Origin of the sequence: Singulisphaera photorubra, from assembly GCF_045290345.1 — a bacterium.
In the GTDB taxonomy this organism is placed as follows: Bacteria; Planctomycetota; Planctomycetia; order Isosphaerales; family Isosphaeraceae; genus Singulisphaera.
Map to the genome: position 1 here is coordinate 8,400,871 of NZ_CP155447.1, position 26,416 is coordinate 8,427,286.

Here is a 26,416-nt window from a genome sequence, read left to right on the forward strand (position 1 = left end):
CGCATGGATCCCACGCCCGACAGGCCGTCGCTCCCAGCCGCTCGTCCCTGCCCACCGTCAGTTTGCCACAACCTGCAATCGGATGGCCTCGCTCTGCCAACAACGCGATGTGTCCTGCCACTCGAAGGTAAACATGGAGGCAGGACCGAGTCGTTCGATCATCGTCGCCTTCGCGAAGGTCCATGATCCGACGGTACTGCTTCGCTCTATTCGAGTGGCTTTTACGGATGTAAGATAGAGGCTGCCGCCGGGCGCGGTGTTCCTTTATTTTTTTCGGCCAAGTTTCTCTCGAGGGGGCCTCATTGATGGTTTGCGTTGCTGTGACTTATGTGATCAAGCCCGGCCATGAAGGCGAGGCGGTGGAACTCTTCGCCAAGCTGACGGGACCGACGCGAGCCGAGGCGGGCTGTCGGATGTACCTGGCGCATCGTTCGACGAGTGACCCGAGGAAGTTTTTCCTGTACGAGCAATATGACGACCAGGCTGCGCTCGACGCTCATCGGGCCTCGGGGCATTTCGCTCAGTTTGCGACCGGCGGCCTCTTTCCGATCATCGAGAGTCGTACGCCGGAGATTTATGAGCCGCTTGCGGAGGTTTGAACGTTCGCGTCGGGGATCAATCAGGTCGACCCACTCGGCTGCGCTACTCTTGCGCGATGAGAAGTGCGCCGCGTCGAGGCTGTGATCGGGTGTGTTGGATCTCTTCCTTGGAGTTCGCCCCATGAAATCCAGGCGGGTCGTTCTGGCGAGCGTTGTGCTCATGGCCGTGATCGTTGGATTGGGGGGGCGGGCGGCGATCTACCGCTCGATCGCTTCCCTCCCCGCGCCCGCGATGGACTTTGGCGAGCCATTCGTGGAGGATCCGGAACGGCTTGCGTTTCTCGAGTCGGCCGGACGGCGGATCGAACCGCTACATCATCGCATGGGTAAGCCGAATCCGGGCGACTGGCTCGACCGGCACCCAGAGTCCGGCCAGACCTTCCGTGAGTATCGCAGCGGAAGCCCGAGCCGACCGACCTCCGAGCTCACCACCCTGTATATCCAGAAGTGGGGCGACTTTGATGACGCTCAGTCGGCGGTCGTTGACCGAGTGGCGGATCTGCTCGCTCGGTTCTTTGGCGTTCCCGTCAAGTTCATTGAGCCGGTGCGTCTCGACTCGCTCGACGACCTGGCGCTTTCCAAACATCCGGAGCGCGGCGATCAGCGGCTCCTGTCGAGTTTCGTTCTCGATGCGATGAGTGGATCGAACTTGCCCAAGAACGCGGCCGGCATGCTTGCGATGACGACGGTCGACCTCACGCGGACCGGCGGGGGCTCCTGGGCGTTCGGCCAGGCCTCCCTCACTGACCGCGTGGCGGTCTGCTCCTTGTATCGTCAGGGAGACGCCCACGAGGACTTTCTGCTCTGCGTCAAGCGGACGCTGAAAACCTCCCTGCACGAGGTGGGGCACATGTTCGGGCTCTCGCATTGCGCGGCGTATGAGTGTGCGATGAACGGAACGAGCCACCGGGAGGAGGCGGACGCACGTCCGCTCTGGTTCTGTCACGAGGACGAAATGAAAGTCTGGCTGGCGTGTCAGCTCGACCCCGCGCGGCGGTATGCCAGCCTTGCCGAGTTCGCCAAGTCGAACGGACTCGATGATGAAGCCAGGTTCTGGAGCCGTTCGTGGGCGGCACTCCAGGGTCCGGCCGCACGGGCGAAGTGATTCGTCACCGCGTCTCGGGGGCCGTCGGTGGAGCCCCTGGCTTGCCCTTGGCGTTGAATCGCCGCGGGTAGGCACTGCGATGAATGGACCTGGCCGCCGCCACGAGTTCCGGGTAGGGCGTGTCGGTGACCGAGACGATACCGATCGCGTAGTTTTCACCGTCGAACGTGCGACCGATCAGGGGCTCGTCGACGTACTCGAACCAGTGGCAGCCCACGATCGATGGATGGTCGAGCACGCTGCCGACATAGTCCTGGAACATCGCCCCGCGCCATTTCTGGTCAGGGGCCGTGACCAGTCCGCCGTGAAAGAGGCCCCGGTCAAGCGCCCCGATATGGAACTCACCAATCAGGGTGGGCCGCTCGAGGTCGTTGAGGAACCCCCATTCCTTCGGATCGATCCGAGGCGCATAGATATTAAAGCTGACCACGTCGCAGAGCTCGGCCGCGGCCTCGACGGCCTCCGGCGTATACCGGGCAAACCGACACCCGAGATAAAGGTGATTCGGGTCTTTTCTTTTGATCTGATCTCGAACCGTTTGAAAGTAGACCCGCGCATAGTGCCTGAGAAAGCGGGAAAGGTCTGATTTTAGCATCGGGTTGAACGGAGCGTTCGGTTTCCAGGACGCTTCGAGGTCCGTCCAGTTCGCGAAGGTTGTTCCCCAGGCGGCATTCAATCGCTCGACCTCGACGGGGCCGTACGTTTGCTTGAGCTGGGCGAGGAACGCCTGCTTCGCGGGAGATTTTCCCGACTGTTCCAGCGTTCCCAGGGCCAATCCATAGCGGTGAGCGTCTCCAACGGCCCTGGAATCGCCCCAGCTCAACTCGTTGTCAACGAAATAGCCGAGACACCAGGCGTCTCCCTTGACCTCGGAGATCGCCTCACGGAGGCTGCTCTCGACGCTTGCGGCAAAGCGAGGGTCGAATGGGTCGTGCATCTTGCCCCAGTCATCGGATCCGCTACTGATCCGAGCATGATCGCCTCGGATCGTGGCCGAGGCCACGTACGGGATTCGGCCGTTTCGGGTGAATCGATCCGACCAGTTGCCGAAGGTATTGAATCCCCATGACGGGAGCCGTCTGAGTGTGGTCGCTTTCCACTCCGCGATAAAATGGGGGCCATACTTTCGCGCGAGATTCGCCTGGTAGAAGTCGAAAGTCTGCCCCTCCTGGACCGGGCCGGAGTGGACGTCCTGGCTGACGCCGAGGAACCGTGCCAGCGGATCTTCACGATCGGGAAGCCAGGCGAACATTGTTCGCCGTCCCGTGACAAACGTTGGAAAGTCGATCCGGACTTCATCCACGCCCGACGAAAAGAAGAGAGAGCCGTCGGGGTCTACCAACCACCAGGTCTGCTTCACCTTCTCCGCGCGAAAGTATCCGGTGGCTCGGAGTTGAGGACCGTCCCGCCACCCGCCGAAACGATCCCGATCGGGTAGAGCGGGGTGTTCCTTCAAGTCGGTGAGTTCACGCGTCCTTCGCTGCTCGAAATCTGCCTCGCGATGGAGCTTACCGGGCCACTCCGCCTTCGCGTACTGGCCCAATCGATCGACGATGCCATCCAGCGAAGGCTCGGGCGCCAGTCTCACGTGGCTCAGGATGAGGGTTTGGGGAGTCTTGGGCCGGTGGAGATAGAGCTGGAAGCCAACGATGTGCCCGAGGTTGAAGGGGCCGATGCCTGTCGGCGTGAGCGAGCGCGCTCCGGCACGCCCGGGCAACCCGCGCATGCCGAAGGACATCGCCTCGCGACCGAGTTCGATAGCGTACGTCGCTGACTGGCGAGGCCCGATCGATGACTCGGCCGTCCGGCAATGAACCGTGCCATCGGCCCTGGGGTCGTCGTCGACCCGGATGCCGAACTCGATCGGCTCGGGCCCAGGATTCTTCAGGGAGAGCAGAAGTCGTCCGACGCGACTCCAGTCCCACGGTTTCGCCGCCTTGACCGTCAGGTTGGGCCAGTCCGCCGGCAGGAAGGTGACTTCGAGCGGAACGGTTTCGTCGAGTCCTCGTTTCGGGTCCGCCGAGATTCGGGCCTGGTTCATCACGATCGAATGCGGGCCCAGCGTGAGGTCAGTCGGTTCTTCAGCCAGTGCCGCGATGGCCATCAGGCGGATCAAGCCGAGAGCCACCATTGTCCGGCCGCACCGATCGGTCCCACTCCGCGGCAAGCGGGACCATGGGCTGAAGCGAGCGCTGACGGACAGGTGTTTCATGCGGTCGTCCTCTCGCACTCGAACTTCGACGGGCGGAGTCGGGTCCGGTCTGTGCAGCGGCTTACCGAGGATTAGCCGTAAAGCCCCCGGATTTATCCGTGGGGATATAAGGCGTGAATTTGATTGGTTTGTGAACACAACACAACTACAATACAGTCATGGCCAAGCATCGCAAAGTCTACCGATTCCGGATGAAGCCCACGAAGGCGCAGGCCCATACTCTTAACCGCATGGCTGGTGCTCGGCGGTGGGTCTGGAACTGGGCGCTTTCGCGACGGAAAGAGCACTACCGGGAATTCGGAAAGACGCTCCCGATGAGCGCCCTCTCGTCCGAGTTGACCGCACTGAAGACCCGGTCCGAGACGGCGTGGCTCAAGGACGCGGATTCTCAGGCGTTGCAACAGGTGCTCAAGGATCTGTATCAAGCCTACGACAACCACTTCAACCCGAGGATGAAGGCGAAGTTCCCCAGGTTCAAGAACCGGAAGCGAGACCGGGCGCGATTCCGCATCCCCCAGCGGGTCAAGGTTGTCGACGGCAAGGTCGTCATCCCCAAGATCGGCCCCGTCCGCATCTATCAGAGCCAGCCCGTCGATGAGCCGACCAAAAGCGCCACGTTCCGCCGTTCCGTCGATGGCAAGTGGTATGTCAGCCTCACGGCCGAATTCGAGATGCCGGACGTACCTCTGTCGCCGCCTTCTCCGGAACGGTCGGTCGGCATCGATCTGGGTTTGATCGACTTCGCCACGCTCTCCGATGGATCGGAGCCGATCCCGGCCCCGAAGTGCTTCCGCAAGTCTCAGAAGAAACTTCGCAAGGCGCAACGAACCGTTTCCCGCCGCAAGCCGGGGAGCAAGCGGAAGATCAAGGCCCGAATCCAGGTGGCTCGCATCCACCGGAAGACCGCCAACCAAAGGAACGACTTCCTGCATAAGTTGTCCACAGAACTCGTTGGAAAGCATGCCGGCCTCTGCATCGAGGATCTGAGCGTGAAGGGCTTTGCGAGAACCAAGCTGGCCAAGAGCGTGACCGATGCCTCGTGGGGAGAATTCCGCCGTCAGCTCGAATACAAGTGCCTGTGGAACCGCAAACATCTGGTGGTCATCGACCGCTGGTTCCCTTCGTCGAAGATGTGCAACGCATGCGGCGCCCTCAATGGCAATCTCACGCTCAAAGATCGGGAGTGGGATTGCGCATGCGGGGCCCATCACAATCGGGACTTCCTCGCCGCGTGCAACATCAGGGACGAAGGGTTGAGGATGCTCGCCGTCGGGCAGACGGAGAGTCGAAACGCTCGGGGAGCCAGTGTAAGACCTCGTATCGAGGCTGTTGGTGTCGAACCGAGAATCCCCCGCCTTTAAACGTGGGGAGTGTCAAGACTTGAGCCAGCGGTCGTACCAGGCGAACGCCTCGTCTTGCATCGGCTTGTCGAACTTGTGAGGCCCGGGGTAAAACGAGCATCGATAACGATCGGCCGCGTTGGCTTTGGTGAAGACCTCGCCGAGCATCTGATCGGCTCGCTTCATCTCCGGTACGGTGAAGAGGTCGTCTTCGAGGTCGTTCAAGACCAGGGTCGGCCTCGGCGCTCGCAGGCCGAGGATCTCGCAATAGTCGAGGTCGAGAGGAAGGCCGGGGATGTAGATCATCCAGGTGTGCGTGTGCGCCTTGTGAAGCAGGTAGTCACGCCAGGTTGTCATCATCCCGACGCAGCAGGCGCAGGCGATACGGTCGTCCATGCCCGCGAGGTAGACGGTGCGGAGGCCTCCTCCCGAGAGTCCGCCGCAGCCGACGCGTTGGGCATCGACGTCATCGCGCGAGCAGAGGTAGTCGAGGGCACGCTGGTCTTCGGAGAGGAAGACGCCCGGCCAGGTTGTCCCCGCGCAGAAGAGACTCTTCGCCATCAGGGACTCATGATCACTGGCGAACTTGTTGTAGGCCGCGATCTCCTTCTCGGATTCGGGATTCTCCTCCTTGAGGTCGCGGCGAACGACGCGAGGTAAGTCGCCGAGCCGGAGCCGCCGGCTGGCGAAGGCGAACGCGTCGTGAACGAGCACCGCATAGCCCCGCTTGGCGAGCTCGTTTGCCCAGCTCAAGCCACCGTAGTACTCGCGATGCTTGATCATGACCGGGTGGAGGTTGTCACTGATCTGCGCGATCTTCCGTGTCCCAAACGACTTGTTCCCTCCATGGTCATGGAGGGCGAGCACCGCGGGGAGGCGTCCGGTCGCGCCCTTCGGCTTGAGAAAGAGGGCTTCGGTGGGGGGGCCGTAGGGAAGCTGCCAGTGGAGGTGTTCGATGTGGAGGCCGTCATACTCGAACTCATGTTGGAGCTTGGCCTCGGGCACTCCTCCGCTCTCCGGTGCGAGCAAGCAGTCGCGAACCCGTTGGCGTGCAACGGTTCTCCAGGCCTCAACGTCCGCGAACTCCGGCTTTCGGAAGGAGAGCCGGGCGGGCGCGTCGCCGACAATCGAGGCCGCCCACGGGCCGTACGCGCCGATCATGTTCGGTTCCATCGGATCCCCTTCGTCGGGTCCCCCTCGTCCTCCGCCGATGCGGCGAGAGAGCAAGCGACGGACACACCTTGCGATTAGCTTACTCGATTCTTGGCCTCAAGAAATGGCGTGCTGGTTCTTGTCCGCGCAGGGCGAAGGGCGTCGATCAGCCTGGTCGATTTTCTCTGTGCAGGCGCACGGCTGAGGCGGGTGGGGCGTGCCCACCTTGAAAGCGAAGACGTGGTAGGGAAAGCCGGGGATGGTTGCCCCGGCCTTGATTCAGGGAGCCTTGGGAGGCGCCGCTTTGAGGACGGTGGCCCAGGGCCGATCGGTGGTGGTCGCGGTGAACCCTTCGATCGCGATCCGGGCAGGACGTTCGGGCATCGAGCCCTCGACCGCGCGACCGAGGACCCGGAACGGCCCCGATTGTGCGGTGGGCGTGGCGGTGAGCGATAGGGTCACCGTTTTCTCCGTGCCCTTGCCCGGCTCGGAACGGACGGTAGGAGAGGTCATGCCTTCGGGCAAGCCGTCGATGCTGACGTCGATCGGACCTTTGAAACCGTTCTTCCGGTCGATCGTCACCTCAAGGGTTCCCGCCTTATCCGGAGTGAGGGTGAGCCGGTCGGCCTTGAGCGTCAGCTCGAAGTGAGGTTCGGGTGCGGCGATCGTGATTCGATAGACGAACCGTTCCCCCCCCTGCCCGTGCAGGTCCCGAATCGACAGCCGATAATCGCCATCGGCCGGAGGAGTGAAGGAGAGGCGAACGTCATGTTCCTTGCCGCTGTCATCGACGTCGTTGAGCGTTTTCCCTTGAGCGTCAGTCACGCGAAGGACGGGATCAAGCGGTGTGCCAAGACTCTCCGACTCAACGAGCAGATCCAGGCTCTGCCCTTTCTTCGCGGAGAACGTGAAGACGTCCTGATCTCGTGCTGGGGCGATCCGCCCGGTGAGGGTGCCTGGAACCGGGATCGCCTGGGGATGGGCCGGGTCGCTCGGCTCCTGTTCGATCAAAGCGGCATGGGGGACGAGGCGGACGTCAACCGTATTGGCGAACTCGGGGTGAATGAGTGAGGCGGTATCTTGGCTCCCGTCGGCGACCACCGCAAGGTGCTTGGCGCCTTCCGGAACGTTCCACCCGTGGGCCTCAACCTGTCCCGGATCGGACCGGGCGACCGCCAAAGGGTAGCCGTGGTCGAGGAAGCCGCCCGTCGTCAGGGTGAGCCGATAGACGTAGGCATCCCCTCCCGCGAACCCGATCGTGCTATCCGGGGTTGCCGGGAAGGCGAAGATGCGGACCAGATAGGTTCCGTCGGCGGGTACGTTAAGGGAGAGACGGGGGTCGAAGCTTCGGTCGTCGTCGTTCTGGGCCAGCACAAAGCCTTCGGACGAGGCCACTTGCAGGACGGCGTCCATCGGCGAGCCGAGCAGGCGATTGGCGTCCACCGCGGCAACGAGCGTCTGTCCCTTTTTTAAGGGGATCGAGAATTCATCGATGTCTTCGCGTCTGCCGAGGCGGCCGTTGATCGTGACCCGAGAGCTTTCGAGCGCGATTGGCTTATCCTTCGACTCAGTTTCGACCAACTCAGGAAGCACCCCGACGAGGAACGGACGGAGCGAAGTGGCCCCTTCTTCGTCGCTCAGTCGAATCCAGTGCACCCCTGGCTTCGCGTTGCTGGAAACGATCACCGAGAGCTGTCGCTTCTCTTTCTCGGCCTTGATCTCGATTCCGGGATCATCGGCCCAGCCTTGCACCGGCCAGTGATCGAACGAGCCGGCCGCTGTCACGGCCACGGTCTGGCCGCGCTGGGCTCCAGGGGGAAAGAGCCGATCGAGAGTCGGTGGTTTCGCCTGTGCGGCGGTGGCCGTCGCGAGGATGGCCATGAGGCTAGCGATGATGCGGGTGGTCATGATGCTTAGGCTGTGATTATGGATACGAGATCGATATTCAAAGGGGGGCTGTCAGCTCTTGAGGGGCGGGAGGAGCCCCGGATGACAGAAAGTGATCCTGTCTTGTCGGGTGGGCACGGACCACCATCCCCGGCCTCTTCAGGAGGGCAGGGAACTGACGTTCCCCGCTCGCCTGAAGAATTTCCAAGGAAAAGCCGTGTTTGTGGATGAAATCAGAGGGGCGGCTCAACCCATCAATTCGGTGATGGGCGTGGCATTGCTGACAAGGTGGCTGGGGCGACCTTGCGGCGTGTAGTACATCTTGTCTGGGTTGATGCCGAGCTTCAGATAGATGGTCGAGGCGAAGTTCTCGGGGGAGAGGATCCGCTCAACGGCCGTGAAGCCTTTGGAGTCGGTGGCGCCGATGACCTGGCCGCGGGGTGTGCCGCAGCCGGCAAAGAGCACCGACATGGCATTCGACCAGTGGTCGCGGCCCCCGTCCTTGTTGATCTTGGGCGTGCGGCCGAACTCTCCAAGCGCCACCACCAGGGTTGTATCCAGGAGGCCGCGTGCGTCGAGGTCTTCGATCAGGGCCGCGATGGTGGCCTCGAAGGGGGGGAGTTTGCGGTCGAGCGACTTGAAGATCCCCGTATGGTGATCCCAGCCCCCTTCGTTGAGGGTGATGAACGGAACTCCCGCTTCGACCAGCCGGCGCGCCAGGAGGGCACGCTGACCGAACGGGTTCCGTCCGTACGCATCGCGGACTCGGGCCGGCTCACTGCCGATGTCGAACGCCGTCTGCGCTTCGCGCGACGAGATGATGTTGTAGCCCTGCTCGTAGTACTCGTCGAGCGAGTTGGCCGGATCGCCGGCGGCCTTGTCGCTGATCCGCCGGAGGCGATCGACGCGGCTCCGCAAGTCGCGCCTTGCGGAGAATCGCACGTCCTCCAGGCTGCGCGGCAAAGCGACGTCACGGACCCGAAAATCGGACGAGTTCGGATTGTCCGACATCACGAACGGCGCGTACTTGGCCCCGAGGAAGTTCGGGCCTCCCGAGCGTGACATGCTGGGCATCGAGAAGTACGGGGGGAGTCCCCCCGAAACCCCGCGCTCGTAGGCGGTGACCGATCCCAGGCTCGGGTGGAAGCTGACGAAGGCTCCGCAGCCGACCGGAATCCGCGGCGGCGCTCCCGTCATCATGTAATGATTGCCGGCGCCATGGTTCCCCTGCTCGTGGCGGATCGAACGGACGATCGACAACTTGTCGGCGATCGCCGCGAGCCTGGGCACGTTCTTCGAGAAGCGGAACCCGGGAATCGCGGTTGCGATCGAGTCGTATTCCCCACGGATCTCGGAGGGCGCGCCCGGCTTGGGGTCGAACGTCTCGAAGTGGCTCGGTCCGCCGTCCATCCAGATCAAGATGCAACTGGTCGCGGAGGCCGACGTTTTGCCCGGCTCCTGGAGCGCGGCCTGCCCCTTGAGTCTCAAGGCGTCGACCAGACCGCCCCCAATTAAAGCTCCCAGGCCGAGACGAAGGCAGTCTCGCCGCGTGGCGCTCTCGCAATTTGTATAAACGCTCATCGGGACCTCGATGAATTAGGGGGCGTGGAGAATCCGACCCGGCAGGTTCGCGGTTAGTCCTTGAATACAAACTCGGCCGAGTTGATCAAGGCCCAGAGCAAGTCCTCAGCCGCCTGTCGGGGCTTGACCTTCTCCTGGGAAAAGAGCTCGCGACCGATTGCTTTTTCTTCATCGACGGGGAGTCGATTGTAGACCAAGAGATACAGTTCTTCGACGATTTCATCGGGACTTTTGCCGGAGGCGGCAAGTTTGGCAGCGTGCCCCTCGTCGCTCGTGACCTTCCGGTGGAGTTCCGGTGAGTTCATCAGGTGCAGGGCCTGGGTGACGGACGTGTCGGGGGTCCGCTCGCAAGGCGGGTCCTGGTTCGGGTCGGGCCTGCCGAACGTGTCGAGGAAGAGTGAGGGGGTGCGGTGCGTCCAGATCGCCACGGCCCTCGATTTCGGCGGCACCCCCTGGAAGCTATTGGAAACCTGCGTAATGTCGGCGATCGCGTCGAGCAGAACCTCGGCTCGGAGCCGCTGGCGGTAATGCCGGGAGTAGTTCCGCGTGTCGGCACTGTTGCGCTCGTTCGGCTCGGAGCTGAGCCCATACACGGTCGAGCTGACGATCGTCCGAATCAAGTGCTTCAGGTCATACTTGTGCTGGCGGAAATCATCGGCCAAGGCCTTGAGCAGCGGCGGGTTGCTGGCGGGGTTGGTCGCTCGAAGGTCGTCGACCGGCTCCACGATCCCACGGCCCATCAGGTCGGCCCAGACGCGGTTGACGATCACCTCGGCAAGGTACGGATTCTCGGGACTCGTCATCCATTCGGCCAGCGCTTCACGCGGGTCCGAATCAGGGTCGTTGGTCTCGCGTGCTTTACCGAAGAGGGGCTTGGGAGGCAAGACTTCACCGCTCAGCGGATGCTTGACCGTTCCCCCCTTGGCCGTGAACATGATCTCTTCGCTTCCGGAGATCGGCGGGGAGAGACCGGTGCCCTTGCGGCCGATCCGGGCGAAGTAGGCGGCGAAGCCGTAGAAGTCTTCCTGGCCCCAGGCCTCGAACGGGTGGTGGTGACACTTGGCGCAATCGAGGCGAATCCCGAGAAAGAGCTGGCTCATCATCGGCGCGATTTCCTCGGGCTCACGCCGATCGCGGAAGACGGTGGCCGCACCGTTGTGGAACGTACTCCCCTGGGCCGTCACGATCTCACGCACGAACTGATCGTAGGGCATGTTCCTGCGGAAGGCGTCACGCACCCAGGCGTCGAGGTTGAAGACGGCCTTGATTCCGACCCGGTAGGGGTTCGGCCGGAGTAGGTCGAGCCACTTATTGGCCCAAACATCGGCATACTCGGGGCGCTGGAGGAGCCGGTCGACGAGCATCGGCCGCTTCTCGGGGGACGGGTCGTCGAGGAAGGCGCGGACCTCGTCCGGAGAGGGTTGCCGCCCGATGATGTCGAGCGAGACCCGGCGCATGTAAGTGGCATCACCGGCCGGTTCCGACGGCAGAATGCCCAGCCGTTTGAGCTTCGTCCAAACGTGCTCGTCGATGAAGTTGGTCCGCGGCAGTCCGGCGTAGAGGCTGCTCGGCACTTCGCCCGGCAACGGGATTGTGACTTCGCTCGTGGCGAACTTGTCACGGAACCGCGCCGTGATGGCCGCTTCACCTGGGATCGGTCCTGCCTTGAGTTGGCCGTCAGCCGCGACCTCGACGATCCCACTCTCGTTCGATTGGAACGCGGAGAGATGGGTGACGTCCTGAGCCGATCCGTCGGAGAAGTGTGCTGTCACCACGAGTTGCTGGTCGGCGCCCGGGGTCATGAGCCGATCGGAGGGCACGACGCTGATCCGGTCGAGCCGGGGAGCCTCACGCGGTGTGCGTGGCATCCCGAGTTCGATCCAGCGCTGCACGGTCGCCAGAGCCTCGCTGTCCGGATCGAGCCGGCGGCCTCCGCCGTGAGAAAGCTGCGCCGTCCCTTTTAAGAGGAGCAGGCTCTGCGCCGGGGCGGCGGGGAAGACACGCCGTCCTCGTGCTTCGAGCGCGATTGCGGCGAAGTCCGAGTCGGCATCGAACGCGAGAATCGAGAGCTGAAAACCGTTCTGGCCCCGGGCCTTGCCGTGGCAGGCCCCCGCGTTGCACCCGGCTCGGCTGAGCAAGGGCATCACGTCACGCTCGAAAGTTGGCCGGTAGGGCTCGCTCGTTCCGGAGACTTGCAGCGTCAAATGAGCCGTGCGTCCGCCTGAAGTGGCGGAGATCCGTGCTTCACCATCCCCTTTGGCCTTGGCGACACCCTCAGCGCTGACCGAGATGATGTCGGGGGTCTCGGTCTGCCACTTGACCCGGCGGGTCAGATCGACCTGGAGCCCATCCACCTTGCCGATCGCCAGGATCTGCTGGCGGGCGGCCGGCCCATGTAACGCCGTGACGCTGGAGAGCAACGTCAACTCGGCCGGCTCGGGATCCCCTGCGCGAACCTCGCGCGGGGCGACCGCGGCCACGATCAATGACATCCCGAAGAAAAAAGCGAGCGTACGCAAGGGTATGTCCTCGACCCACGAGCGACCCGGATTCCGTCTCTCGTTCCCAACTTCAACCCAAAGCCTATCCGAAAAACGCACGATTGTCTAACAAAAGTGCAACGATAGAGTATAGGCGTCAATTCCAGGAGTCATGGCTTCGATTCTTCAATCCAGATTGGAGAAGAGAACGCGCCATTGCCGGCGATGTCCCAGGCCTCGACGCGGATCCACTTGCGGCCCGCGAGTTCGGGCCGGAGCGTCAGGGTGCGGCGGCCGAACGGCTCGGTGTCGGTCAGGTCGATCCGCTCACGAACGACGTTGGTCCCATCGCCCGAGATCAGTTCGGCGAATTCAAGGGGAAACGTCCATTCCAGGGAGATACTGGTATCGGGAGTCGTCGTCGTTTTCAAGTCCAAGGTCTCACCACTGGCTTTGCCGCCGACGTTGAAGTCGCGCAGGAGCACCTCGCCGGTGGTCACGAAGAAACGGCCCCCTCGAATGGCGTCGAGCACGGGCTGCCACCCCTCCTCGAAGCGTGGGATTCGATCGAGGCGAAGATAGTTGATGTTCATGTGGCCGTAGAGTTCGTGCGTGTGGTCGAGCTTGAAGACGTCGACCTCACCGATCACCTGTTTTTTCGAGCCCCAGTTGGCCATGTCGTCGAGCAGGTCGAGCGTGCGCTGGCCGAGTCGCGGGTTCGCGAGGTCGGCCGGCATCGCCTTCCAGGCCGCTCCGAGCCAGGTGTCGGCCCGAAAGTAATCCTCGTTCCGGAAGGCGTCCGGGGTCCAGTTCGACGCCTTGATCCGGGGATGGGCGGTCCAGGCAAGGCCGTGCTCCCGTTCCAGGAGCCGAGTCATGTCCTCGCGGCTGCCGACCCGGTAGACCGTCCCTCGGTGCGGGTCTTCGACGGCGAACGGCTCGCCGGGCGCCCGTTTCATCGTCCAGTAGACCGGCTTCGGAAAGAAGGACATCCAGTGCCCGGAGTGCTGTCCCGGTCGGGAGACCCCCAGGAAGGTATCGACCTCCTCGCCGGGCATGATCAGGAACTCCGCGTCGGAAAGCCGTCGGCATTCGGCGAACATCGCGTCGAGCTCGGGGAGTCGTAACGGACCCGGGTCTTTCTGGTGCCCATCCCCATGGAACTCGCCCAGGTGAATCATCTGGACATTCATGTCTTTGAACATGCGGACGAAGTCAGGGATGGTCCTTGGCCCTCCCTGGGCCGCTTCCTTCATCGCGGCCATCGTGATCGCCATGTGATAGTGACTGGTGAAGGTGGTATGCCCTGGAATCTCCGGGAATCGATCGCCGTGGGTGTAACGGAGGGTTTCATCGAGCGCGCCATGCGCCTTCTTCCGGCTGAGCAGATAGAAGACTCCCAGATGCTGTTCGGTCCCCGGAGGCGCATTGAACCAGGGGGCATAGTTCCCGCCTCCGGTTTCGGCCTGACGGATTCCAAACCCGGATCGCTCGTCGAGTCCACGATGGTTGCGCCCTCGCCAGACGTTTTGGAGGTTGTCCGTGTAGTCGCGAGGCGTGAAAAACCGGTGCGGCGGAGGAAAGCAGGCGACCGACCCGGCGTCGGACTCGACAACGATCGCCCGGTGGCGGACCGCCATCGGCTGGTCGTTCGCTTCGTTGTCAATATTTTGATGCGTGAGATTCCCCTCGGTATCCATCCAGGCAAACCGCGTCCAGCTCGGCACAACCGAGGCGAGGCCCGCGTCGTAGAGATAGGCGCGATCGTTTTCCTTTGTGCTCAGGACGCTTTCGACATTGACGAGCCGGCTGCCTCGGTACACGGTCACGTGCAGTTCTCCCGTGAACGGGCCGGCGGCCACGTCGCCCAGGATGACCGAGGCGCGTTGGCCCTGGCTGACCACGCGGATCCGCTTGAGATCAAGCCGGGCTCGATACGACTGGAACGGACGCTTGGCTGGGTTATCGAAGAAGACGTTGAAAACGCTCATCCCGGGGGGCCGGTCCGGAGGTGACTTTCGCGAGCCGACGGTCACAAACGTCACCGGATCGACATCCTTCAGCAGCGTCGCCAGGGTCGACTTTTCGCCGGCCACCACGATGCCCATGCTCGCCAGGAGTGGTTTGCCGGGACGAGTGTCGAGGAGGAGCTGGCCCGTCTCCCCCGCCGCCAAGGGCCACTCGACCTTGAGGAAACCTGTTTTGCCTGGATCGCCCGGAGTGATCACAACGCCACACTCAGGGTGATATTCACGCAAGTCGACGGAGATGCTTTCCGCCGCCCTGGCATGACCGATCAGCGACGAGGCCGTCAGCAGCCCCGCCAGTCCGAACGCCAGGGGAAACGTGAATCGCTTGCAAGCCGTTGTGAAACCCATGCTCGACCTCTTCGACTCGATGGTGACCACCCAAACGCTCGCAGGTTGCGACCCGAATCGGGCGGGGGAACGAACGGTCCGAGTTCGGGGCCCCGCCGCTCAAACAGGGATTAGACTACCCGGGAGTTCACCCGGAGGCTATCGGGATCTTACGAGCACACGGACCGACCCCGGGCTGTTTAGGATCGTGTTCCGCGGTCGGGTATTGCCTCGTCGCAAGTCATTCTTGGGCGAACGATTTCCAATAAATATGTTGCATGTGTAATTTGGGAATTCAGTAATCCAGATTCATTTGATTGACTTGCGTGTGGGTGCAGTTTACCCTTAGGTTGCCACGTCTGGGTGGCTCGGGGGCGGACTCGGACCCTGGTGCGAGCGTCAGAAGGCCGGGACCTGAATACAGACCCCAGTCACCCAGGGCGTTTGGCCCCTGATTCACCCGATCGAAAATCGCGTTCGGCATCGTTGAATTATGTGGCCTATGATGATGAGGCGGCCGTGCTCGCGACCGATCGCGACTCGTTTCGGAAACCACGTTGATAGCGCAGGGCGATGAACAAGCTGACGCAGATGATCCCTTGACTGGTCAGAGCGGTGGTTCTCAGATTGCCGGACCACTGCCTGGATAGAGGCTGCGCGAACTTCATCGACGTGTCGCTCTGACGCTGGCCCCACGATCCCCGCTCAAAGCGCTCCACCCAATCTCACGCGATGGCCGTGTCAACGGTCTCGTCCCCCGCTGCGCGGCTGTTCTTCCCTTGTGTCTGAGGAGCTTTTTCGATGCTTCGTTTCTTCGGGCTTGCGTCGCTTCTCGTTTTCGTGCTCACCGTCCCCGGGCCATCGGCCCACGCGCAATATCGCTACCCCGCGGGGTATGGCGGGTGGGGCGGCTGGGGAGGTGGTGGGTCGACCGTGCAGGGGAGCATCGCCAGCGGCATGGGCAACTACGCCGCCGGGGCAGGCGCTTACAACGTGCAGACCGCGCAGGCCCGTTCCATCAACGCGAACACGGCGATGCAATGGAATGAATACATGTACGCGGTCAATAAGCAAAATGCCGCGACCAATCTGGCCCGTCGTCAGAAGCAGCAGCAGAACATCAATGAGTCGGCCGACGCGACCTACCAGCGTCTCCATGACAATCCCAACCCCTACGACGTCCACAACGGCGACGCCTTGAATGTCGTCCTCACCGAGCTGGCCAACCCCAAGGTGTTCACACAGTTCGTCCAGAAGTCGACGCAGTCGATCGACAGCCGGCTAGTCAAGAACATTAACTTCGAGTTCGCCCCCCAGATGATCCTGATCAGCCTGGAGGACCTCGGCGCACGGGGCGTGCCCGACGTTCTCGCCACGAACCCGGCCTTCGAAGCCGACCGTCAGGCGATCCGGGCCATCGTCACGAAGGGGAAGAAGGAGGCCGAGAGCTCGAGCCAGGTCTCGATCGAGACGCTCCGGAGCTTTCGGGAGGCGGTCAAAGTCTTGAAAGGCAAGGCCGATAGCGCGTACCCGTTGGGGACCCGGCAGCGGGACGAGGCCGACAACTACCTGAAGGCCCTCTACGGCCTGTCCAAGATGCTCGAGGAGCCTCAGGTGGAGCAGTTCCTCGAAGGGCTCAATCGGTACCCGACGACGACCATGGGGCACCTGGTCACGTTCATGCAGAGTTTCAACTTGCGTTTCGGCACCGCGAAGACTCCGCAACAGGAAGCGGCCTACGACCAGATCTACCCGTTGCTCGTGCAACTCCGCGACCAGTCGCAGGGACAGGGTACGAACCCGCTGACAGCCAAGGCTCCGTTGCCGGATCCGAAGGTTGCGACCTCGTTCTTTTCCGGGATGAATTATAGCGACTTCAAGGCCCAGCCGGCCCCACACTCCGGGGCCGTGCCCAAGCCCCCCGAGCCGGGACCGTCCCGATAAGCCGGACTCGCGGTCGTTCCTTGTCCGTTACCGAGGAGCTCCAGGTGGTCGCGCAATCATCACCGGGACGACCGCGATTCGCTGACCCGATTCTCTGCGAAAATCATTGTGTTCATTCGATGAGGATAGCGAGGCGTACGCCTCGGGATTTGCTGGGGAGTGACAGGCATGAGATCGGTCTCACTTTGGTTCGGCGTGGTGGTGCTCGGGGTTTGCCAGGGCTCCGGAGCCCAGGACACCGTGAAGTCAGGGAAGGATGCTTCGGCCACCGCCAAGGTGGCTACCCAGGCGATCAGTCGGGACGACGACGCCAAGGCCATCGCCGCGCTGGTCGCGTCCTTCACGAAAGCCTTCAATGCGGGTGACGCCGTCGCTGCCGCCGCGACCTACTCGGAGGACGCGCTGGTTGTCGACGAGCAGGGCGAGCGGACCGAGGGCCGCGCTGCCGTCCGCGACCAACTCACCGCGTCGTTCGCCGATAGCCCCGGCAGCACCATCGCAATCAAGGTGGATGCCCAGCGCTTCCTCGGCCCCGACACCGCGCTCGAGGAGGGCGAAACGACGATCACGCCGGCCAAGGACGGCGGAGTGCCCGAGGTGACCCGATTCACCGTGGTCTATGTCAAGCGCGACGGCCGCTGGCTCCAGTCGGCCGTCCGCGACGAGGTTGTGCATGACCTGACCCCTCACGACCGCTTGAAGGAACTGGAATGGCTGGTCGGAGACTGGATCAACGAGAGCCAGGACGCGGTCGTGCATACCACCTGCAAGTGGGCTGACAACGGCAACTTCCTGCTCCGCGAGTTCACCATGAAAACTCGCGGCCAGCCTGTTCTGAGCGGGACGCAACGGATTGGCTGGGACCCGGTGAGGAGCCAGTTCAAAACCTGGATCTTCGATACCGAGGGGGGCTTTGGTGAGGGCTATTGGACCCGCAATGGTGACGAGTGGGTGATCAAGGCAGAGGGGGTTCGCCAGGACGGTCGGCATGCCTCGGTCACGAATATTTTGAAGCGGCTGGGCAAGGACCGGGCGAGCTGGCAGTCGGTCGACCGAACCCTCGGAGGCGTTGCGACGCCTGGGGTTGACGAGTTCACCCTGGTGCGTAAGCCGCCCGAAGCTGGCAAGTAAGCGTCCTGGAACCCGTTTGATCTCATTCCTCCTCCTTATAGGATTCACTCCATGACGCGCACACTTTGGAAACTGGCTCTCGGTATTTCTCTGGCGTTGCTCGCCAGCCCGACTGACGTCCTTGCCGGCCGTGGCGGCGGTCGGGGGGGTGGCGGTGGGGGCTTCGGCGGCGGCCGCGGCGGTGGAGGTGGAGGTGAGAATCGAGGCGGCAACGGCGGTGGGAACCGGGGCGGCGGGATGGGAGGGACGCCCTCATTCAGCCAGCCTCGCCAGCCGATGAATCAGCCCCGTGGATCAGGCAACCCGGGGCAAGGAAGCCGTTCGCCTTCCGGCAACCAGCCCGGATCCGGCGCACGCCCCCAATCCGGCAATTCCGCGGCCTTCGGCAATCGCAATCAAAGCCCGTCCAATGCGGGTGCCGCCGCTGGCTACGCCAATCGCAATCAAAACCCGGCCAACGCGGGGGCCGCCGCCGGCGCTGGCTACGCCAATCGCAACCAGGGCCCGACGAACGCGGGAACCGCCGCCGCCGGCGCTGGCTACGCCAATCGTAACCAGGGGCCGACGAACGCGGGCACCGCTGCCGCCGGCGCTGGCTACGCCAATCGTAACCAGGGGCCGACGAACGCGGGCACCGCTGCCGCCGGCGCTGGCTACGCCAATCGCAACCAGGGCCCGACGAACGCGGGCAGCGCCGCTGCGGGGGCTAGCTACGCCAATCGCAACCAGGGCCCGTCCAACGCGGCGCGCCGCCGCGGGTGCGGGGTATGCGAACCGCAACCAGGGCCCGTCCACTGCGGGCGCCGCCGCCGCCGCGGGTGCGGGGTATGCGAACCGCAACCAGGGCCCGTCCACTGCGGGTGCCGCCGCTGCGGGGGCCGGTTATGCGAACCGCAACCAGTACGACGGGTATCATCCCGGGGTGGTTAACGGTTACTGGAATGGTAATAACTCCGCGGCCTGGGGAGTGGCGGGCTACGGCCTGGGCGCCATGACCGGAGTCGGGGCCTGGGGCACTGGTTCGCCGGTGTATGCCTACGGTTATTCGGGCTACAACAATCCCTATTCCTCCGGTACCGGAGGTGTGGCGCAGCAGCCCGGCGCTCCGCAACAACCTGGCAATGCACCCCAGCAGGCCGCGGCTCCCGCCTCCGATTATTCCCAGCCGATCAGCACGACCGCCGCTCCGCCCGAGCCGACCGTCGCCGACCAGGCGACCTTGGCGTTCGACCAGGCCCGTGAGGCGTTCAAGGCGGGTGACTACGCCAAGGCCCTGCAACTCGACCAGCAGGCGTTGACGCAGATGCCCAACGACACGACGCTCCACGAATTTCTTGCCCTGGTGCTCTTCGCGGAAGGCAAGTACGAGCAGGCCGCGGCGCCTCTCTACGCGGTGCTCTCGGTCGGGCCCGGTTGGGACTGGACTACCTTGAGCGGGATGTATCCCGACGTCGCGACCTACACCGGGCAACTCCGCAACCTGGAAACGTATATCGCCGCGAATCCCAATTCGGCCCAGGCTCGCTTTGTGCTGGCCTACCAGTACCTTTGCGAAGGCCACGATGAAAACGCGGTCGACCAGCTCAAGCAGGTCGTGAAGCTCCAGCCCGGAGACACGCTCTCGGCGCAACTTGTCGCCCGGCTCCAAACTCCCGGAGACGCTCCGTCCGCCCCGGCCGACGCGGCCCCTGCCGGCACGCCGGTTGTCGATGGGAAGTTGCACGGGAAGTGGGCGGCCACTCCGGCCAAGGACGCAAACATCGCCCTGACAATCCAGGACGACGGTCGCTTTACCTGGGCTGCGACCGGTCAGGGAAAGCCGCCGATGACGATCACGGGCGCGTCGACCTTTGCCAACGGAGTTCTGACCCTCGTCGACCAAGGGGGACAGAGCGGCACTCTGGTCGGCAATGTGATCTGGCAGAACGCCGATCATTTCAACTTCCGGCTCGCCGGCGCACCGCCGACGGATCCGGGGCTGGGCTTCGCCCGGTGACTCTCGGTTTCGAGGAACGGACGAAATTCAGGGACGAGTCAGCATGTTTGGTATAGAGTGAGATGAGCAAACGACCTGGTGGGATCTCGCGTGCGATAACTCGTTTTATCGAGAACCCCTTCACCAATTTGGTGAAGGGGATCGTGCTTTTCCTGATCGGCCTATCCGATGCTTCGAGAACCTTCGCTGACGACCTCAAGCACAAGCAACTCCGTGTCGGTCATGGCCTGATCATCATCGGGATTTTCAGCATCCTTGGCGCCCTCCCGCACTTGATCGACGGCCTCGAAGCAGGCCGTCGATACTTTGAATTCCGGAACAGGATCTCCCGGCTGAATTCCAATCCAGGGGGCGAAGCAGAAGACCGCTCCGAAGACTTGAATCCGTGAACGGGGCCAAGTGGCGGTAATACTTGCACGGCAGTGGGGTGAACTTATTACTTGATTTCAAGTTGGGGTTGGTGTCGGCTATCGTGGTTGTCGTCGCGTGCGAGCGGCGATTCACGGACGGTTTTCTACCAAAGTGGGGGATCCCGGACATGAAGATGGGGTCAATTCAATCGCTGGCGTGTGTGGGGCTGGGCGCGATGCTCGGATTCGTCGCCGCCACGTATGACATTTCGCCATTGTCGCGGGCAGGCGTGGCCACACCGCCAGCACGGCCCTTCGCGGCGGAGTCGGGAGTGATCGGTCAGGGAGTCGACAAGCTCTCCTGCTGTTCGGAGGGAGTCGTCGGGAACGTGCTGCTGGCGCAGGCCGGTGCGGAAACGGCCACGGCCAAGACCGCATCGACTTCGACATCGACATCGGCGGGGAGGAAGCCGAACATCGTCTTCATCATGGGGGACGACGTCGGCTGGTTCAACATCGGCGCTTACCATCGCGGCATGATGGCCGGCAAGACGCCGAACCTCGACAAGTTGGCCGCCCAGGGCAAGCTCTTCACTGACTATTACGCTGAGCCGAGTTGCACGGCGGGCCGGGCGAATTTTATCACCGGCCAGTTGCCGATCCGGACCGGGCTTACCACCGTGGGCCAGGCCGGTGCTAAGGTCGGGATGCCCGCGACGGCTCCCACAATCGCGACGGCCCTCAAGTCGATGGGATACGCGACCGGGCAGTTTGGCAAGAACCACCTGGGCGACCTCAACGAGTATCTCCCCACGGTCCACGGGTTCGACGAATTCTTCGGCTACCTCTACCACCTCGACGCGATGGAGGATCCGGCCTTTCATTCTTACCCTCACGAACTGAAGGCCAAGGTCGGCCCTCGGAACGTGATCCACAGTTGGGCGACCGACCAGGATGACACCACCGAGCAGCCGCGCTGGGGTAAGGTCGGCAAGCAGAAGATTGAGGACGCCGGCACACTCTACCCCGACCGCATGAAGACGGTGGACGACGAGATCCTCGGCCATGCGTTCAAGTTCATCGACAAGGCCAAGGGGGAGGACAAACCCTTTTTCGTCTGGCTGAATCCGACCCGGATGCACGTCATCACCCACCTCGCGGAAAAGTACGCCAAGCTGCAGACACCGGAGAACGGCTGGTATACCTACGAGGCCGGCATGGCCCAGCTCGACGACATCGTCGGCTCGGTGATGAAGAAGCTGGATGACTTGGAGGTTGCGGAGGACACGATTCTCGTGTTCACAACCGACAATGGCGCGGAGAATTTCACCTGGCCGGACGGCGGCCAGACGCCGTTTGCGGGGGGGAAGGGCACGGTGCTCGAAGGAGGCATGCGCGTGCCTTGTATTGTGCGATGGCCGGGGAAAGTGCCGGCCGGAAAGGTCGAGAACCAGCTCATGTCGGGGCTCGACTGGTTCCCGACGCTCGTGGGAGCGGCCGGCAACCCCGGGATCGTCGACGAACTCAAGCAGGGCAAGTCACTCGGTGATACGAGCTACAAAGTCCACCTGGACGGCTATGACCAGACCGACCTGATTACCGATAAAGGGCCGTCGAAGCGACACGAGGTCATGTATTTCGCCGAGGGGACGCTCGGCGCAGTGCGGATCGATGACTACAAATACCGGTTCCTCGACCAGCCAAACGGCTGGCTCGGTGGGGCGGTCAAACCCGACTGGCCGATCCTGGTCAATCTCCGACTCGACCCGTTCGAGCGCACCGGCCTGTCCGGGTCGATGAACTTCTATCACTTCTACATCCACGAGTTTTGGCGGTTCACCTTCGTTCAGCAGGCGGTGGCGAAGTTCGGCGAGACGTTTGTGGAATTTCCGCCCATGCAGAAGGGGGCGAGCTTTAACCTGGAAGCCGTGAAGGAGCAGATCCTCAAGGCCATTCATTTACGGGCGACGAAGTGACGTTGGCGGGAGCCGCCCGTCGACCGAGGCGGAACGCCAGGCTTTGATCTCAAATCGGTGAATCCGTTCCATGTGGCGGATGGTCGGGCTGCTGAGCGGGGAGGATTGGCCACGATCGACGATGGGAGCGGCCGGCCTGGAGCTTGGCTTGACTTGGTCCAGGCCGGCCGCGACGCGATCAGCCTTGGTATGGAAGGAAGATCTTCGAGAATTCGAACGGCTGCTGAACGAGGCTGCTTGATCCGCTGTCGACGTAGGAGAGTGCGCCTGAGGGGGCCTGCTTGTCGCGGTTGAGCGACCAGATCGAGATTCGTCCCATCCCGTGCTGCTCGGCGAAGGCGGTGAGCTGGGCGGCGTCCTCCTGGTCGAACGTCTCGGTGGTCACGTCGTTCAGTCCGATCATCGGGGTAACACCGATCATGCTCCAGAGCTGGGCGGACGTCCTTGACGAGCCGTAGAGCGTTTGGAGCTGTCTGAAAAGGCTGTTGGCGGCGTCGATGGCATATTCGCCCATCTGTCCCCGGGGGTTCGGCGCGGCACCGTCGCCGTAGTCCATCGTCATGATGTTCACGCCGTCGATTCGCACACCGTACCGCAGGGCGGATTGAAGGAGATTGACCCCGTCGACGGTGAGCCCGGTGGGCAGGACCGGGAGCGTGAACCAGACATTCAGAGTCTTGCCCGCCGCGGTGGCGTTTGCTTGGAGGTTGGCGATCGCCTGCGATCGGCGATGGATCGACGCGAGATCGGCCGAGGCGGCTCCTTCGATGTCGAAGTCGAGGTGCGTCAGGCCGTAGGCGTCGATGACCTTTTGATAGGCGGCCGTGAGCGCATTCACATCGGTGATGGCCTGGGCCAACTCTCGACCGCTGGCGCCTCCGAACGAGGCCATGACGTCGCCTCCGAGCGCCCGCACCGCAGCGACTTGTGATCGCATGTTGAGATCGAATTCACCGCCGTTCACGGCGTACTCGGAATAGCCGCCCCAACTCGGCTGATTTTGCGGGTCGGCAACGATGAAGGCGAGTGTGAAATACTTCACTCCCGTGCTTTGGGCGGCGGCGGCCAGATTGTAGGTCGGATAAAGTCCCATGTCGACATAAGGCGCGTAGAATTGCGCTGGCCAGATCGACGGGGCCACGGGTGCGGAGACTGTCACCGCCACCGAAGCCGTGTCGGTGCCGCCGCGACCGTCGGAGACGATATAGCTGAAGCTGTCGAGACCGGTGAAGCCCGGTTTGGGCGTATAGGTGAGCGTGCCGGCTGCGTTGACGCTCACGGTTCCGTTCTGGCTTTGCGTAAATGACGTCAGGGAGATTGGGTCGCGATCCGGGTCGCTGTCATTGCTGAGCACGTTGATCGGGACCGGCTGCCCCGCCGAAGTGAATGCCGAGTCGGCCACGGCCACCGGGGCATGGTTTGTCGCGCCACCACCACCACTCCCTCCCGTGGATTGTCCCTGGAGGACAAAGTTGGTGAGCCCAGCCCCGTTGCCGCCCGGTGACGCGGTGAACCCGAACGAGACCGAGCTGCCTGGGGCGATCGTCTTGTTCCAGTCGGCCCCTTTGACGACGACATGATTGCCGTTGCGGTTCACCAGGACTCCATTCCAGAGCGAGGTGATTTGCCCTGCGAAGTCGAACTCGAGGGTCCAATCGTTCATGGGGGTGGTGACTCGGTTATGGACCACCACTTCGCCGTTGAATCCGCTGACCCAATCGCTCGTCACTTTGAACTCCACGTCCCCATTGGCTGGGGGAAGCGGAGGCGTGTCGTCGTTGCGGATCGTCCCGGTCGCCCGGTCGCGGACGAGCGTGGCTCCTGTTGGGCTGACCAGAGAAACGATCAGTGTCTCGTCGGGTTCGACCAGCAGGTCGCCGTTGACGCGGACGTTGATTGTCTTGCGGGTCTCTCCGGGGGCGAAGTTCAGTGTTCCGTGGGATGTCTGGTAGTCGCTGCCCCCCTTTGCGGTTCCATCTGACGTGGTATAGCTGACGGCAACCGCGGTCGCGGCCGGCTCCGAGAGGTTGACGACGAATGTCAGGTCGGTTGTGCCCGTGTTCCCTTCCGCGACGGAGGCGTCGGAAATGGAGAGGCCCGGAACCACGGGGAGCGGGGTGCCCAGAGGAATTCCGTTGAGCACCTCATGACTTGGCGCGGCGGAATGAGAGGCGTTTGCGACGAAGCCAAATGAGACCACGCCTCCGGCCGGAATCGTCTTGTCCCAGGCCGCACCTGCGATGACGTAATGGTTGCCCGTCTGGCTGACGATCGTCGCGTCCCAGATCGAGGTGATCTTGGCGTCGAGGTCGAACTCAAGACGCCAGTCGGCCACGCTCGTGGGCTGGGAGTTATTCAGGCTCATCTGCGCTTGAAATCCCGAGGTCCATGCCCCGGTCACGGCATAACTCGCCGAAACACCCGTCGTCGGAACGAGGCGTTGGTCCAGCGCTTCGAGGGTAGGCCTGACATGGCGGTTCGAGGTTCGGTGACGAACATTCCCGGAGGTCGGGAACGCTCGAAACCTCAAGCCCCTCGGCCAGTTCGGTGGAACAGACACTCGGTTACCTCTTTCCGTGAACAAATCACACCCGGTTGATGATGACGCTCCGCGGGTGAGCGTGACGGGCGTTTGCCTGCTGCCCGTCACCCTTTCACGAGGATGAGTACCGAATGGTTCGTCCTAATTTGTCTGGAGTTCCTTTTTATTAGGGCGTGTGGACAAATCCTGGGTGGAATGCGGAGCTTGGGCTAAAGCAGCAGTACCATGACTGCAGCCACATGAACGAACCCCAGGAAGTTGCGGGCCGTCTTATCGTACCGGGTCGCAACACGACGGTACTGCTTGATTCGACTGATAAGCCGCTCCGCCAGGTTGCGTTCCTTATAAAGATGCTTGTCATACTCTCGCTTGAAAATCCGGTTCTTCTTCGGTGGGATCACCGCAGCCGCACCACGGGCCTCTATCGCCGCAACAAATTTATCTCCGTCATATCCTTTGTCGGCAATCACCGCGTCGAATTCCCGACCGTCGATCAGTGCATCGCCTTGGTTGATATCCGCTTCCTGGCCCCAGTCAGGATGAACTCGACGGGGTTTCCCAGCCCGTCGACGGCGATGTGCAGCTTGGTCCCGAACCCGCCCCGAGATCGCCCCAACGCCTGATCGGAGCCCCCTTTTTTACCGCCCCGGCGGCGTGCTGGTGGGCTCGGATCACGGTGCTGTCGAGGATCAGCCACTCCAAGTCGGGGTCCTTCAACTCCTCGAAGATCCGTAGCCAGACGCCCTTGGCGGACCAGCGATCGAACCGCCTCCAGACCGAATTCCAGTTCCCGAAGCGTTCGGGAAGGTCACGCCAAGGCGCCCCGGTCTTGGCGATCCAGAGGACGGCGTTGACGAAGAGACGGTTATCAGCAGCGGTCACTCCGGGGTCGGCCGCCTGGCCGGGCAGGAAGCCTTTGATGCGTTCCCAGTGTTCATCGGTGATCTCATGGCGACGCATGGTTGAGTGCTCGTAGGGTGCGAAAACGCGAAACTGTTTACCCTTCCTACGAAGAACTCGCAGAGATTGTCCACACGGCCTAACGTTGGTGCCCCGGCGAGCCAATCGCCGGATTCGAGACTCAAAGCGAAAGCGGAAAAATGCCTCGGTTTCGAAAACGAGACCGGCCGGTGCCTTGAGGAGGAACCGGCCGGAAGCAACGTTTTTTTCTTTAGAGAGGCGGCCGTGTCGGCTTATCTAAAGAAGATGAGGATCAACGCCAGCACGAGTGGCACGGTGTTAAGAATCAGGCCGGCCACAGAATATCGGGCCACCGGCTGATGACCGCACGGGGCGAGCAGTAAGCCGAGTCCACCAAGAGCCAGCCCGATGAGTGGCGGCTCGATTGGGAGTGAGGCGTGAGATCCGATGACCCACCCGGCCCCCTTCTGCGGGATGAGTAAGGCGAAGGCAAAGGCCCATCCAAGCGCCACCATCAGACCCAACAGGAGCGATGCCTGTCCCAGTAGGAGGGAGAAGAGCCAAGCGGCTTTAGGGATCAATCGATCGGTTCGCATCACGTCCTCCTTTCTTCGAGTCGGTGGCCGGTGGAGTCCTTCCGTTCACTTCGCAGGGGTATTCGCTCGGCGCCCCTCCTTATGGTGAGAAAGAGCAGAGCTCGTTCTCGATTCCGCCATAGAGTTCGCCTAAGTCTCCCTCTCGGCCAGCTTCAGTCCGGTGCCGATTCGGCTTGTCACCCCGGTTCATGGTCGATCCGGAGGTCTTATCTTAATTACGTCAGATAGGGCCCCAAAGTTCAGTCCG

17 protein-coding genes and 1 pseudogene are annotated in these 26,416 nt (G+C 62.7%); 9 read left to right on the forward strand and 9 right to left on the reverse strand.

The window, feature by feature from the left end; all coding sequences use genetic code 11:
• The first annotated feature begins 305 nt into the window (after positions 1–305).
• Both V5E97_RS31615 and V5E97_RS31620 read left to right on the forward strand, forming a co-directional pair.
• Positions 306–599, forward strand: coding sequence for a putative quinol monooxygenase (locus V5E97_RS31615; RefSeq protein WP_406695534.1), 294 nt, complete (start codon positions 306–308; stop codon positions 597–599).
• A 121-nt stretch (positions 600–720) separates the two neighbouring features.
• Positions 721–1,704, forward strand: coding sequence for an archaemetzincin (locus tag V5E97_RS31620; protein WP_406695535.1), 984 nt, complete (start codon positions 721–723; stop codon positions 1,702–1,704).
• Positions 1,705–1,708: 4 nt separating this feature from the next.
• On the opposite strand, the gene V5E97_RS31625 is transcribed toward V5E97_RS31620, so the two are convergent.
• Positions 1,709–3,916, reverse strand: coding sequence for a beta-galactosidase (locus tag V5E97_RS31625; protein WP_406695536.1), 2,208 nt, complete (start codon positions 3,914–3,916; stop codon positions 1,709–1,711).
• A gap of 158 nt (positions 3,917–4,074) precedes the next feature.
• Here V5E97_RS31625 and V5E97_RS31630 point away from each other — a divergent pair, with 158 nt between their 5' ends.
• A complete protein-coding gene (locus V5E97_RS31630; RefSeq protein WP_406695537.1) occupies positions 4,075–5,277 on the forward strand; it encodes an RNA-guided endonuclease InsQ/TnpB family protein in 1,203 nt (400 codons plus the stop codon).
• Positions 5,278–5,289: 12 nt separating this feature from the next.
• On the opposite strand, the gene V5E97_RS31635 is transcribed toward V5E97_RS31630, so the two are convergent.
• The 5 genes from V5E97_RS31635 to V5E97_RS31655 form a co-directional block, all read right to left on the reverse strand.
• On the reverse strand, positions 5,290–6,483 hold the full coding sequence (locus tag V5E97_RS31635) for an alpha/beta hydrolase family protein (RefSeq protein WP_406695538.1): 1,194 nt from the start codon (positions 6,481–6,483) through the stop codon (positions 5,290–5,292).
• 204 nt (positions 6,484–6,687) lie between these two features.
• Positions 6,688–8,316, reverse strand: coding sequence for a PPC domain-containing protein (locus V5E97_RS31640; RefSeq protein WP_406695539.1), 1,629 nt, complete (start codon positions 8,314–8,316; stop codon positions 6,688–6,690).
• A 225-nt stretch (positions 8,317–8,541) separates the two neighbouring features.
• Positions 8,542–9,876: a DUF1501 domain-containing protein gene (locus V5E97_RS31645; RefSeq protein WP_406695540.1), complete on the reverse strand. Its 1,335-nt coding sequence runs from the start codon at positions 9,874–9,876 to the stop codon at positions 8,542–8,544.
• Positions 9,877–9,929: 53 nt separating this feature from the next.
• Positions 9,930–12,395: a DUF1549 domain-containing protein gene (locus V5E97_RS31650; RefSeq protein WP_406695541.1), complete on the reverse strand. Its 2,466-nt coding sequence runs from the start codon at positions 12,393–12,395 to the stop codon at positions 9,930–9,932.
• A gap of 131 nt (positions 12,396–12,526) precedes the next feature.
• On the reverse strand, positions 12,527–14,734 hold the full coding sequence (locus V5E97_RS31655) for a hypothetical protein (protein WP_406695542.1): 2,208 nt from the start codon (positions 14,732–14,734) through the stop codon (positions 12,527–12,529).
• 780 nt (positions 14,735–15,514) lie between these two features.
• Here V5E97_RS31655 and V5E97_RS31660 point away from each other — a divergent pair.
• The 6 genes from V5E97_RS31660 (at position 15,515) to V5E97_RS31685 (ending at position 22,110) form a co-directional block, all read left to right on the forward strand.
• Positions 15,515–16,657 carry a hypothetical protein gene (locus V5E97_RS31660; protein WP_406695543.1) on the forward strand — a complete coding sequence of 381 codons (1,143 nt, stop codon included), beginning with the start codon at positions 15,515–15,517 and terminating at the stop codon, positions 16,655–16,657.
• Positions 16,658–16,825: 168 nt separating this feature from the next.
• Positions 16,826–17,788 (forward strand): YybH family protein, encoded by a 963-nt coding sequence (locus V5E97_RS31665; protein ID WP_406695544.1) that lies wholly within the window; start codon positions 16,826–16,828, stop codon positions 17,786–17,788.
• 51 nt (positions 17,789–17,839) lie between these two features.
• Positions 17,840–18,718 (forward strand): hypothetical protein, encoded by an 879-nt coding sequence (locus tag V5E97_RS31670; RefSeq protein ID WP_406695545.1) that lies wholly within the window; start codon positions 17,840–17,842, stop codon positions 18,716–18,718.
• Complete coding sequence (locus tag V5E97_RS31675; RefSeq protein ID WP_406695546.1) at positions 18,711–19,784, forward strand: tetratricopeptide repeat protein; 1,074 nt, start codon at positions 18,711–18,713, stop codon at positions 19,782–19,784. Before V5E97_RS31670 ends, V5E97_RS31675 begins: the two co-directional genes overlap by 8 nt.
• Positions 19,785–19,846: 62 nt before the next feature.
• Complete coding sequence (locus V5E97_RS31680) at positions 19,847–20,173, forward strand: hypothetical protein (RefSeq protein ID WP_406695547.1); 327 nt, start codon at positions 19,847–19,849, stop codon at positions 20,171–20,173.
• Positions 20,174–20,322: 149 nt separating this feature from the next.
• Entirely contained in the window at positions 20,323–22,110 is a 1,788-nt protein-coding gene (locus tag V5E97_RS31685; RefSeq protein WP_406695548.1) for an arylsulfatase, read from the forward strand.
• 178 nt (positions 22,111–22,288) lie between these two features.
• On the opposite strand, the gene V5E97_RS31690 is transcribed toward V5E97_RS31685, so the two are convergent.
• The 3 genes and pseudogenes from V5E97_RS31690 to V5E97_RS31700 all read right to left on the reverse strand — a co-directional run bounded on the left by V5E97_RS31690 (position 22,289) and on the right by V5E97_RS31700 (position 26,169).
• Positions 22,289–24,475: a cellulose binding domain-containing protein gene (locus tag V5E97_RS31690; protein ID WP_406695549.1), complete on the reverse strand. Its 2,187-nt coding sequence runs from the start codon at positions 24,473–24,475 to the stop codon at positions 22,289–22,291.
• A gap of 386 nt (positions 24,476–24,861) precedes the next feature.
• Positions 24,862–25,612: pseudogene (locus tag V5E97_RS31695) on the reverse strand (IS5 family transposase).
• Positions 25,613–25,845: 233 nt separating this feature from the next.
• The gene (locus V5E97_RS31700; RefSeq protein WP_406695550.1) at positions 25,846–26,169 is read right to left on the reverse strand and encodes a hypothetical protein; all 324 of its coding nucleotides are present in this window, start codon (positions 26,167–26,169) and stop codon (positions 25,846–25,848) included.
• Positions 26,170–26,416 lie beyond the last annotated feature (247 nt).